Genomic DNA, 10,816 nt, shown 5'->3' with positions numbered 1-10,816 from the left:
GTCTACGGCTTCGACGAGAACAAGAAGCCGGTCGAGGCCTTCTTCGACCCCCGCACGCTCGAACGCGTCCGCGCCTCCTGACTTCGCCCTGAATGGCCCATCCGCGCGAGAGGCCGGCCGCGGCCGTCCGGCCCGGCCCACGGGCCCGGCTGCTGATCTACGGGACCGGCCTGGGGCTCTGGATCTCCGGCGGACTGTGGCTGGTCTTCCACTATTTCCTGAGGCGGGAGGGAGCCTGGGGGCCCGAGCCCCATGAGCTGGAGCCCTGGTGGCTGCGCCTGCACGGCGCGTTCGCCTTCCTCGCCCTCTGGACGGCCGGGCTGCTCTGGGGCGTTCACGTCGCCCGCGCCTGGTCCGGCGGCCGCCGGCGCCTGACCGGCGCCCTGATGCTGGGCGGCGTAATCCTGATGGCGGTCACCGGCTTCCTGCTGCTTCACGCCGGCGACGACGGGCTGCAGGGCCTGATCTCCCCGACCCACTGGGTCGTCGGACTGGCGCTGCCGCTGCTGTTCCTGGCGCACCGCCGATCCCAGTGACGGCGACGCCGTAGCGTCAGCTGCGTTGACGCGGCGCCGCGGCGATCCCATGCTGGCGGCATAAGGCGCCCGCGCGAGGCGCCGCTCATGACATTTGGAGGATCCCCATGGCGGATTTCGGCGGCGCCGATCTGGAAGCCTTCCGTGCGCAAGCGCGCAGCTGGCTTGAGGAGAACTTCCCCGCCTCGCTGAAGGGCAAGGGCGAGGCGCTGATGGGCGAAGGGCCGGACCCCAACGATCCCGACTACAAGCTGTGGAAGCAGCGGGTGGCCGACCAGGGCTGGGGCGTGCCGACCTGGCCGCGGCAGTACGGCGGCGGCGGGCTCAGCCAGGCCGAGGCGCGGGTGCTGCGCCAGGAGATGGCCAACGCCGGCGCGTTCAACCCGATCGGCGGCATGGGCGTGATGATGTTCGGCCCGACGCTGCTGGAGTACGGCACCGAAGAGCAGAAGATCCGTCACCTGATCCCGATCTCGCGCGGCGAGCTGCGCTGGTGCCAGGGCTATTCGGAGCCGGGCTCAGGCTCGGACCTGGCGTCTCTGCAGACCAAGGCCGAGGACAAGGGCGACCACTTCCTGGTCAACGGCCAGAAGATCTGGACCTCCGGCGCCCAGTACGCCGACTGGTGCTTCTGCCTGACCCGGACCGACCCCACGAAGAAGCACGAGGGGATCAGCTTCCTGCTGATCGACATGAAGACGCCTGGCGTCGAGGTGCGGCCGATCAAGCTGATCAGCGGCGCCAGCCCCTTCTGCGAGACCTTCTTCACCGACGTGAAGGTGCCGAAGGAGAACCTGGTGGGCCCGCTGAACGGCGGCTGGACGGTGGGCAAGCGCCTGCTGCAGCACGAGCGCAACGGCATCGCCGGCGCGGACGGCGGGCGCCCCCGGACCAACCCGGCGCTGCTGCGCGAGACGGCCAAGAAGTACATCGGGCTGGATGAGACGGGGCGGCTGGCGGACGTCGATTTCCGCCGGCGGCTGATCGAGCAGGAGATGGACGCGAAGGCCTACCAGCTGACCGTGACGCGCATGGCCGACGAGGGGAAGAACCGCAACGGCCCCTCGGCCGTGACCTCGATCATGAAGAACGCCTCGTCGCGCATCAACGTGAACAACAACGAGATGATGGTCGAGGCGATGGGCTACCGGGGCCTGGGCTGGGAAGGCGACGACTTCACCCCCGAGGAACTGGCGGCCACCCGGGCGTTCCTGCGGATCAAGTCGAATACGATCGCCGGCGGCTCGTTCGAGATCCAGAACAACATCATCGCCAAGCGCATCCTCGGCCTGCCCGAGACGACGCATAAGGTCTGAGGTCTAAGACCCCTCCCTCCGCCTGCGGAGGGAGAGGGTTGGGAGAGGGAGGCCCGGCGCCTCCGCGTACGGTGAGTCAGCGGCCCCTCACCTCCCCTCTCCCCGCCTTGCGGAGAGAGGTCTCGCTGTACCAAGCCTGCGGCCCAACCCCCTACGCCGCCATCGCCCGGATCGCCTGCAGCGCGAAGTCGATCTCGTGAGGGAAGTTGCGGATCGAGGGGGTCAGGCGCACGTGCTGGCGGGCGTAGGGGGCGACGGAGGCGATGATCTTCCACTCGCGCAGGCGGGAGACCACCTGGTGGGCGCTCAGGCCGGCGACGTCGAAGGAGACGATGCCGGCGGAGAGCTGGGGCGACATGGGCGTGACCAGGGTCACGTGCGGCATGGCGGCCAGGCCGGCCTTCAGCTGGCCCGCGAGCTCGGCGGTGCGGCGGGCGACCTCGGCGCGGCCGACGTTCTGGTGCAGCCAGAAGGCTTCCGACAGGGCCCACAGGTGCTCGAAGGCCTTGAAGCCCCCCGGCGTCATGCGGACGGCGTTGGCCAGGCCCGGGTCCGAGCCGGAGATCCAGTGGCTGTAGGCGCTGCTGTCGAGGAAGGTCGGGATGGTTGGCAGGGCCGCGCGCCAGCCGGCCTCGGAGCCGTAGATCACCCCGGTGCCACGCGGGCCGAAGATCCACTTGTGGCAGCCGGCTATCAGGAAGTCGCAGCCGAGGCTCGCGAAGCTGACGTCCTGGTTCCCGAAACCGTGGACGCCGTCGACGCAGAGCAGCACCCGGTCGTGCTCGGCCCGTGAGGCGTTGATCGGCGCGAGCGCGGCGGCGATGGCCGGGATCGGCAGCTTCAGGCCGGTGGAGGAGTGCACCCAGGTCAGCGCCAGCACTCGCGTCTGGGGCGTGATCTGGCTGGTCAGGCGCGCGACGAGGCCGGCCTCGGAGACCGTACGGATATCCTCGTAGAGGGGAATTTTGCGCACCTTCGCCCCCGTACGCAGCGCCGCGAGCCTAAGGGACTCGTGGGTGACGTAGTAGTCCTGGTCGGTGGTCAGGATCTCCTGGCCGTAGCGCAGGCGAAGGCCGTTGTAGACCAGCCCCACGCCCATGGTGGTGGAGTCGGTCAGGGCCACCGCCTCGGCGGGGGCGCCCAGGTACTGGCCGGCGGCGGCGCGAGCGCGGTTCTGGAGGCTGCGGTTATTGGCCTCCAGGTAGATCACCGGGTTGGCGTCGAGCTGGCGGCGGTGGCGGTCGATGGCGTCGCGCACGGCGGTCGGGTGCGAGGCGATCAGCATCGCCGACATGTCGATCCAGTCCGGCGTCAGGGCGAACTGGGCGCGGACGCGGCGCCAGTCGACCGGCTGGGGCGCGGGCGCCGGCGCCGGTGGCGCGGGCGCGGGCTGAACGGGCGGCGGCGGCGCAGCGGTTGGGGGCGTCTGAGCCGCTGCGGAGGCGGCCGCAGCCAGGGTCAGGCCGGATCCGGCCAGGAAACTCCGCCGCGCGATCTCCATGAGAACCCACCCGAACGCCGCGGCGCCCACGCGGCCCCGCTTGCGACTCAACAGAGGCGCGCGGCCAAGGTTCCGCTTGGCCTCCAGGGAACAGCCGGGCTCGCGGCCTGTTGATGTCAGCGAAGGAGATCAAGCCCATGGCCAAGGTTGACGGGACCCGAACCGACGAGACCGCCCAGCCCTCAAGCCAGAGGACCGGGCCCGAGAAATGGATGCTGGTGGTGGTGGCGATCGTCGCCCTGGCGGTGCTGGGGGCGCTGCTAGCCCTCGCCAGCGGGTGATAGAACGCCGGACGACAGGTTGATCTCCAGCTCGCAGACCAGGCCCTCGGGGCGCCAGTCGAAGCGCGCGGCGCCCTGCAGCCCGCCGCCGACAGCGCGCTCCACCACGGTCATGCCCAGGCCCCGGCCGGCCGGCTGAGCCACAGGCGGGCCGCCCCGCTCGATCCACATCAGCTTCAGCGGCTCGCGCTCGCCGCCGCCGCGCCAGGCGACCTCCACCTGGCCCTCGGGCTTGGATAGCGCGCCGTATTTGGCCGCGTTGGTGGCCAGCTCGTGCATGGCCATGGCCACCGACTGGGCGGCTTGCGGGCGCAGGGCGATGGTCGGGCCGCTCACCTTGACTCGCTTGCCCTGGCCTAGCTGGAACGGCCGCAGCTCCTCCTCCACCAGCTTGCGCAGGTCCGCCCCCTCCCAGCGCGCCTGAGCCAGAAGCTGGTGGGCGTGGGCGAGCGCCGAGATGCGGCCGGTGAGGATCTCCTTCAGCGCCTTGGCGCTGGAGGCCCGGGTTAGCGCGACGGTCGCCTGGACCACCGTCAGCAGATTGTTGGCCCGGTGGTCGACCTCGCGGGCCAGCAGCTTCAGCCGATCCTCGGCCTCCTTGCGCTCGGTGATGTCGATGAGCACGCCGGTCGCCCCGGCCGGATCGCCGCTCGGAGTGAGGACGAACTCGGCGCGCAGAAGCAGCCAGCGCAGCGCGCCGTTCGGCCAGACATAACGGAACTCGGTCTCGACGAAGCGCTCGCCGGACTGAAGGGCCGCCTGGACCTCCGTGCGCATACGGTCGAGCTCGCCAGGCGCGTATCGGCTGCGTATATCGTCCAGGGTGGGCTTGGCGTCCTCGGGAAACCCGAGGATCCGGTTGAGTTCAGGGGTCTGGATGAAGTGCTCGGTCCCGGCCTCGATGCTCCAGACCGCCATGCGGCCGGCCTCGATCGCCAGCGCGAGCCGGGCGCGGGACTGGCGCAGCTCCTCCTCCACGAGCCGCTGATCGGTGATGTCCTCCAGGGTGCCGACGTATCGCACGGCCTTCGGCCCCTCCGGCCCCTCCGCGAACACCGCGACTCCGTGGGCCTTCGCCCAGCGCACCTCGCCGTCGGGCCGGACGATCCGATACTCATACGGGGTGTCGTCGCGTAGCGCCGGGTCCAGCGCCCTCCGCATCTGTTCGCTGGTTCGCGGAAAGTCCTGGCGATGGGTGACGGCGACGGCCATCTCGTAGGTCACCGGCTGGCCGGCCGGCAGGCCGCAGATCGCCTTTGCGCGGTCCGAATAGACCATCTCCCCGGTGACCAGATCCCAATCCCACACGCCGATGCGGGCGGCGGCGGCGGCCAGGACGAGGCGACCTTCGGACTCCTTTAGGTCGGCGTCCTCGGAGCGGCGGTCGGTGATGTCCTCCTGCACGCACAGCCAGTGCACAGCGCCGTTCACCTTCACCGCCGAAATGCGGGCGCGGGTGTAGAACTCACCGCCGGCCTTTCGCCGGTTGCGCCGCTCGCCCCGCCACTCGCCGCAGGAGGCCAGGGTGGCCATGACCTCGCCCAACAGGCGAGCATTCTCCTCCGGCGGCAAGGCGTGCTGGATCGACACGTGCTGGCCGATCAGCTCGCCCGGCGCGTAGCCGTACATCCGCTCTTCGGCCGGGTTGGTGTAGACGATGACGCCGTCGGTCGTGGCGAGGCTGACGCCCTCGCTCATGTTCTCGAGGAGCCGGCGGCAAAGCTCGTCGTCGAAACTCAGAGGCGCGACCGCGTTCATCGGCCCTGCGGCGTCATGGTGTCCCCTCATCCCCCCGCAAGTTTGATAGCGAAGGCTCGTCGGGGGCGCCAGCACACACATCCGTGCACGCCGCAATCTACGCGTGAATCCAATTCGCCCCGGCTGCGTTCAGGTCACGAACCAGGAGTCGCCCTTTATGCCGACGAGCGAGCTTACCCGCTACTGCGCCTACGCCGCCCACGACGGGCGCGCCCACGGACACGCCGTGGAAGCGGAGGGCTTCGCCGAGGCCGCTCTGAGCTTCGTCGAGGTGTGGCATCCGTCCCCCGACGAGGGACACGAAGTAACGGTCATCGTGCTGGATCAGGCGAGCGGCGAACAGCAGTGCTTCGTGGTGGACCTGGGGGTCGGCGAACTGGAGCCGTGCACGTAGCGCCGAGCTCCACCTCGAAGCTAAGCTACCGAAATCTCAATAATATATTTCGTCCGCGTTCCGAAACTCCCGGAACGTAGAGGACGCCCGCGCCCTAACCTTTGATGGCGAGTGCGAAAGAGTTACGCGAGAAGGCTGAGGCGGCGGAGGCGATCGCCAGAATGGTGAGCTACGCCCCCGACAAGCAATTGTTGAAGGAGCGCGCGAAGGCCCTTCGCCGAGAAGCCGACCACCAGGAGCAGGCCTCGCGCAGGCCGCCGGAAGAGAGCCACTGAGGCTGAGGCGCGCCTCGTCGACGTGCACCAAAACTCCACGTCCTCCTCATCAGCCCCTGACGCCGCTCGGGTAGGCGTACGATGTTGCAGGCGAGGAGCGAAGTGATGGATCGGCGCCCGGGCGACAGTTCGAACGCGCGGCTGTGGAGGGCTTCGGCGTGGGCTGCGGCGGCCGGCGTGCTGCTGACGCCGCTAATGCTGAGGGCGCCATGGACGGTGGCGGACTACGTCACTGCCGCGGCGCTGCTCGGCTGCGTTGGCGTGATGGTCGAGCTAGCGGTGCGGGCGTCCGGGGATCTCGCCTATCGGGCGGGGGCGGCGGTGGCGGTCGCGGCCGGCGCCCTGCTGACGGTGGTGAACGGCGCCGTCGGGTTCCTGGGAAGCGAGGACAATCCGGCGAACCTGATCTTCCTGGCGGTTCTCGGGATCGCGGCGGCGGGGTCGGTGTTGGCGGGTTTCCGGCCCGGCGGGATGGCCGGGGCGATGTTCGCGACCGCGGCCGCGCAGGTGCTGGCGGGCGCAGGCGCGCTGGCGGCGGGCCTCGGCTCGCCCGGGTTGGATGGCGTCGGCGAGGTGGTGTTGGGAACCTGCCTGTTCTCGGCGATGTGGTTGGCCTCCGCGGGACTGTTCCGCAGGGCGGCCGACCGGATATCCGCCACGCCGGAATGAGGCGCCATCGCGCCCAAATTCGCCATGAACTTGCCCGGGACTCAGCGGACGCCTAGGTGGCCTAGCAGTGGGAGAGCCGCCGTGTCGGATGCGACTTACGTATCATTCGTGCCCAGGTCCAAGCGCAGCCACCTGCGCCAGATCCTGACCAGTGAAGACACCGGTCCGATCCGCTGGGCCGAGAAGCGTGGGCTGTTCGTCAGCGAGTTCAGCTTCTCGGGGCCCTCGGCGATCGTGCGCACGGTCCACGCGCACGTGACGTCCTGGATCGCGCGCGACTAACCGGGACCGCAGAAGGCGCGACCGAAAGGGCGCAACGCCTCACGAGGGGCTCGGGCGGCGGCAGCTCAGCCCGGTCCCACGACCACAGAGCCGACGACGACGCCGACCCGGTCATGGACCAGCACACGCGCCTGTTCGCCTTGTCTGGCATGGACTTGCGCGAGCTCCTTCGCCTTCCGCTCCGCCGCCCCTCCGGAGATGAATACGAGCGCGCCGCCGGTCAGCTCGTTGTCCACGATCCATCCTCCAGGCAGCGGTCTGACGTGTATCGTCTTCATGTCTCACGGCCCTCCTGAACGGCTCGAGTTCCAGCCGCAGCTCGGCTGGATCACCTGAGGCCATCCCCTCACCTTCTGGGGACTCCTAAGAGCGAGCCTGAAATCGGCGGGCGCTGCACTTCCATGGGTTAAGCCGGCCTCGAACATCAGCCGTCAGGCAGCTGATTGGCCCCCGATGTTCACGCACTGGCCCCGCTGTTCGTCCGCGTGGACAGCGTGGGGTCGCCTGGCGGGGGCGAGCAACGCGGTGTAGGCGCGCCGGCTCAGCGCTGGAGCTTGGATGGTGGCGGACAGGTCGAGGACAAACGAGATCAAGCCACTGTCGCCGGCGCCGGCTCCTGGCGGGTAAGCACTCCGCCTGCTTCTTGCTCCGCAATGGTTTGCAGTGCGTCGGGCGCGGCGGCCGGCGGCCGGATCTCTCGAATGAAGGTCTCGATCCCCGCGGCCACCTCCGCCGGCGCGGTGTGGTGGATCATGTGGCCGCCGCCTTGGATGACCTGGATCTGGCCGGTCAGCAGCTCGCGCGCCAGCCGCCGCGACTGGTGCTTGAAACTCACGATCTTGTCGCCGTCACCCGAGATGACCAGGACGGGCGCCCGCACCTCATCGTAGCGGCCGGCGATCTTGGCCGCCTCCAAGGGCATTCTTGCGGTGTCGGCGGCGGTCGCGCGCAGTTGCGATGGGCGTAGCGCCATGGACGTTTCGAACCCCGCCTTGAAGTGCGGGGCGACGGCTGCGGGCGAGAAGATCTGCTTCATCACCAGCGGCGTCATCGCAAGGCCCAGCGGAGGGGACACGGTGTAGCGCATCACCTCCCCCAGCCCGGGGATAGCCGGGCCGCTCAGCAGTGGAACGTCGAGCCGCGGGGTGGGCCAATAGTAGCCCGACATCAGCACCAGTCCGCGCACCCGGGCGGGCTCGACCAGCGCCGCTTGCAGCGCGACAAGCGTGCCCCAGGAGTGGGCGACGAGCACGGCGTCATCCACCCCCAGCCGCGACATCGCCTCCAGGATCACCTGCGCCTGATCCTTGGCGGCCCAGGGCCGGCCCTGCGGCCGCTGGCTGTAACCGAAGCCTGGCCGGTCGAAGGCGATGACCCGGCAGCTTTGCGACAGCCGGTCCAGCAATCCGCTCAACGCGTAGTCCTGCGAGGTGACCCCGTTGCCGTGGATCAACACGACAGCCGGACCCGTCCCCTTTTCCAGGTAATGAAGCCGCACGCCGCCGGCCTCGACGAAGCGGCCCCTGGGCGGGTTTCGGCGCTCGCTGCGCCTGGCCACGAGGTGGTTGGTCACGGCCGCGGCGGCGAGCAGCGCGCCGGCGATCGCCAGCTTCTGCGTGCCCGAACCACGGGTAGGACGACGAGTGGCGCGCGCGGTCGAGAGACCGTGGCGATCTGGGAGCTTGTTCATTTGCAGCCGTTCGCGGGAGGGAAGAGGCGCGCCCTTGGCCGGCGCGAGGCCCTCATCAACATTGTGCGCTGCAGCATTGTTCCGCGGGCGAGCGCCTTTCCCCGCCGCATGAACGCTTCTTGCCGGGTAGCGTGGCGTCGGGCATGTGCGGACGCTTCGACAATCGCTACTGGCGCGACATCCGCGGGCAGCTCTCGACCCAGACGCCGGTCAGGACGGAGCCCCCTGAACCTCGAGCCGAACGACCACGTGCGGCCGACGACGGCGCAGCTCACGGCGCGGCTGCGCTTGGAGGACGCGGTGGGGCAACCATATGGGGACGCAATGAAGCCCAAGCCCATCGTCACGAACACCTATATCGTCGCCGCGTTCGATGGCGCCGCCCCACGCTATCTGTGCCGCGACAGCCGGCACGGCCACTGGGTCGTCACCGGCGATGAGCGCAAGGCCACCACCTTCGCTGCGCAGGCGGAAGCCATAGGCGCCGCCACGGATTACCTTCGGTTGGGCTTCGGCATTACTCACACGCGCCCCGGCGACTGGCGGGCGTACGCGGTAACGAAGCGGCTGACGTTCGCGGAAGTCCTCAGCGAGGCGGCCTAGCCGGCGCGCCGCGGTTCACGCTTCGTCGTGGCTGCGCGGCTCTTGGATGCGAAGCAGCCGCTCCCGCTCCTCGGCGAGCTGATCCCAGGTGGCGGCCATTTCAAGCAACTGGTCCCTCGCCGTCCATCAGACTGGCGAGCTGACGACAGTCGGCGGCGTGGCGGCGATAGTCGGACACCTTCTTCATGAGATGGCCAAACAGCACGAGGGTGGTGAGGTTTCAAGCGACCTCTCTCACGTCGGTCGGGCGGCGGCCCCTCCCAGCTTGCGCCATCGGCGGCGCTAGGGTGGGCTGGGAGCCGACGCTCGAGCAGAATGGTCTTTGAGCGCCCCTTCCGCTCCTCCCGGTGGTGCGGGCGGCGAAACTACAATGTACGCCCAGGAGTTCGCATGCCGGAGTCCGACCCTTCTATCTTCAAGCGGATCGGGGGGCCGCCTGCTGCGGCGCCCGCAGATGCAGTCGAGTTCGAGCTCACTGGAGGCGGCCCATGATCGAACGGCACCTGATGAAGCTTAGGGCCCGCGACGAGATCAACGACGAAGAGGAAGCCGCCATCCGCGGTTCGGTCGCGGAGATCCGGCGTATCGCCGCCGACCAGGTGGTGGTTCGCGCGCTGCAGCCGATGGACTTCTCCACCATCCTCCTCTCCGGGATAGCCGGTCGGGCGAAGGATCTGGCGGACGGAAAGCGGCAGATCACCGAGCTGCATACGCCAGGCGACTACACGGACCTGCACAGCTTCACGCTGAAGTACCTCGACCACGATGTGCTGGCGCTGAGCGACTGCGAGTTCGCGGTCGTGCCTCACGAAAAGCTTCGGGAGATCACCCAACGCCTTCCCCACCTGACCCGCGTCTACTGGTTCGCGACCAACCTCGATGCGGCGGTTCACCGGGAATGGGAGGTGTGCCTGGGTCGGCGCAGTGCGGTCGAGCGGATGGCGCACCTGTTCTGCGAGCTGCACGTTCGGATGGGCCTGGTGGGGCTGGTGGAAGACGACGGCTACGAACTCAGCCTCACCCAGAGCCAACTCGCCGAGTGCCTCGGCCTGACCCAGGTGCACGTCAACCGCACCTTGATGGAGCTGCGCAATGGCTTACTCGAGTTCAGCCGCGGCCGCGTGAGAATCCGCAATTTAGCAGCGCTCCGAGCGCTCGCCGGCTTCGACCCAGCCTACCTCTACCTCGACCGCCGGCCCCGCTGACCAGGCTTGGGCCGCGACGATGGGTGCGGTAGGACCACGGCCGACCGCGCTGCGCTTGACGGTGAACTCGCGCCCGTTGTTTGATGGGACCGTCACAAGGGGCGGTGTCACTCTACCTCTACAGTAACCACCTGCTGATGTCCGACCTCGCACCACAGCAAAGCCTGCGATCCAGCGTCCTCGTCGTCGAAGACGAGGAGCCGATCTGCGATCTGCTTAGCGACATACTTCATGCGGACGGCTTCGAGCCTCACTGCGCCCGCTCCGATAAGGACGCGTTCGCCGCCCTGAGGCGGGAAAGCGCCT

At 69.0% G+C, this 10,816-nt stretch carries 12 protein-coding genes and 1 pseudogene; 9 read left to right on the top strand and 4 right to left on the bottom strand.

All coding sequences use genetic code 11. The features are described from left to right. Positions 1-92 precede the first annotated feature (92 nt). Entirely contained in the window at positions 93-536 is a 444-nt protein-coding gene (locus VHK87_RS09805; protein WP_329634715.1) for a hypothetical protein, read from the top strand. Between the two features lie 107 nt (positions 537-643). Next, the gene (locus VHK87_RS09800) at positions 644-1,852 is read left to right on the top strand and encodes an acyl-CoA dehydrogenase family protein (RefSeq protein WP_329634714.1); all 1,209 of its coding nucleotides are present in this window, start codon (positions 644-646) and stop codon (positions 1,850-1,852) included. Positions 1,853-2,003: 151 nt separating this feature from the next. Here VHK87_RS09800 and VHK87_RS09795 read toward each other — a convergent pair whose 3' ends face one another. Continuing rightward, positions 2,004-3,353, bottom strand: a complete 1,350-nt coding sequence (locus VHK87_RS09795) for an aminotransferase class V-fold PLP-dependent enzyme (RefSeq protein WP_329634713.1) — start codon at positions 3,351-3,353, stop codon at positions 2,004-2,006. 137 nt (positions 3,354-3,490) lie between these two features. On the opposite strand from VHK87_RS09795, the gene VHK87_RS09790 reads away from it, so the two are divergent. Continuing rightward, entirely contained in the window at positions 3,491-3,634 is a 144-nt protein-coding gene (locus VHK87_RS09790) for a hypothetical protein (RefSeq protein WP_329634712.1), read from the top strand. Here VHK87_RS09790 and VHK87_RS09785 read toward each other — a convergent pair. Next, a complete protein-coding gene (locus tag VHK87_RS09785) occupies positions 3,614-5,392 on the bottom strand; it encodes a PAS domain S-box protein (RefSeq protein ID WP_329634711.1) in 1,779 nt (592 codons plus the stop codon). The genes VHK87_RS09790 and VHK87_RS09785 overlap by 21 nt on opposite strands. Positions 5,393-5,549: 157 nt before the next feature. Between VHK87_RS09785 and VHK87_RS09780 the strand changes: the two genes are divergently transcribed. From VHK87_RS09780 to VHK87_RS09770, 3 genes are all read left to right on the top strand, one after another. Next, positions 5,550-5,786, top strand: a complete 237-nt coding sequence (locus VHK87_RS09780) for a DUF5961 family protein (RefSeq protein WP_329634710.1) — start codon at positions 5,550-5,552, stop codon at positions 5,784-5,786. A gap of 380 nt (positions 5,787-6,166) precedes the next feature. Beyond that, the gene (locus VHK87_RS09775; RefSeq protein ID WP_329634709.1) at positions 6,167-6,730 is read left to right on the top strand and encodes a hypothetical protein; all 564 of its coding nucleotides are present in this window, start codon (positions 6,167-6,169) and stop codon (positions 6,728-6,730) included. Between the two features lie 81 nt (positions 6,731-6,811). Further along, positions 6,812-7,012, top strand: coding sequence for a hypothetical protein (locus tag VHK87_RS09770; RefSeq protein WP_329634708.1), 201 nt, complete (start codon positions 6,812-6,814; stop codon positions 7,010-7,012). 65 nt (positions 7,013-7,077) lie between these two features. Here VHK87_RS09770 and VHK87_RS09765 read toward each other — a convergent pair whose 3' ends face one another. Both VHK87_RS09765 and VHK87_RS09760 read right to left on the bottom strand, forming a co-directional pair. Continuing rightward, positions 7,078-7,248, bottom strand: a complete 171-nt coding sequence (locus tag VHK87_RS09765; RefSeq protein ID WP_329634707.1) for a hypothetical protein — start codon at positions 7,246-7,248, stop codon at positions 7,078-7,080. A gap of 353 nt (positions 7,249-7,601) precedes the next feature. Then, the gene (locus VHK87_RS09760; RefSeq protein WP_329634706.1) at positions 7,602-8,702 is read right to left on the bottom strand and encodes an alpha/beta hydrolase; all 1,101 of its coding nucleotides are present in this window, start codon (positions 8,700-8,702) and stop codon (positions 7,602-7,604) included. 324 nt (positions 8,703-9,026) lie between these two features. Between VHK87_RS09760 and VHK87_RS09755 the strand changes: the two genes are divergently transcribed. From VHK87_RS09755 to VHK87_RS09745, 3 genes and pseudogenes are all read left to right on the top strand, one after another. After that, the gene (locus tag VHK87_RS09755; protein ID WP_329634705.1) at positions 9,027-9,305 is read left to right on the top strand and encodes a hypothetical protein; all 279 of its coding nucleotides are present in this window, start codon (positions 9,027-9,029) and stop codon (positions 9,303-9,305) included. Between the two features lie 488 nt (positions 9,306-9,793). After that, positions 9,794-10,510 carry a Crp/Fnr family transcriptional regulator gene (locus VHK87_RS09750; RefSeq protein ID WP_329634704.1) on the top strand — a complete coding sequence of 239 codons (717 nt, stop codon included), beginning with the start codon at positions 9,794-9,796 and terminating at the stop codon, positions 10,508-10,510. A 104-nt stretch (positions 10,511-10,614) separates the two neighbouring features. Continuing rightward, positions 10,615-10,816 (top strand): annotated as a pseudogene (locus VHK87_RS09745) (hypothetical protein); the annotation flags it as partial.

The organism is Phenylobacterium sp. (genome assembly GCF_036263695.1).
Classification (GTDB): Bacteria; Pseudomonadota; Alphaproteobacteria; order Caulobacterales; family Caulobacteraceae; genus Phenylobacterium.
Note: the sequence above shows the minus strand (reverse complement) of the source record. Positions and strands in the feature narration are given on the sequence as shown.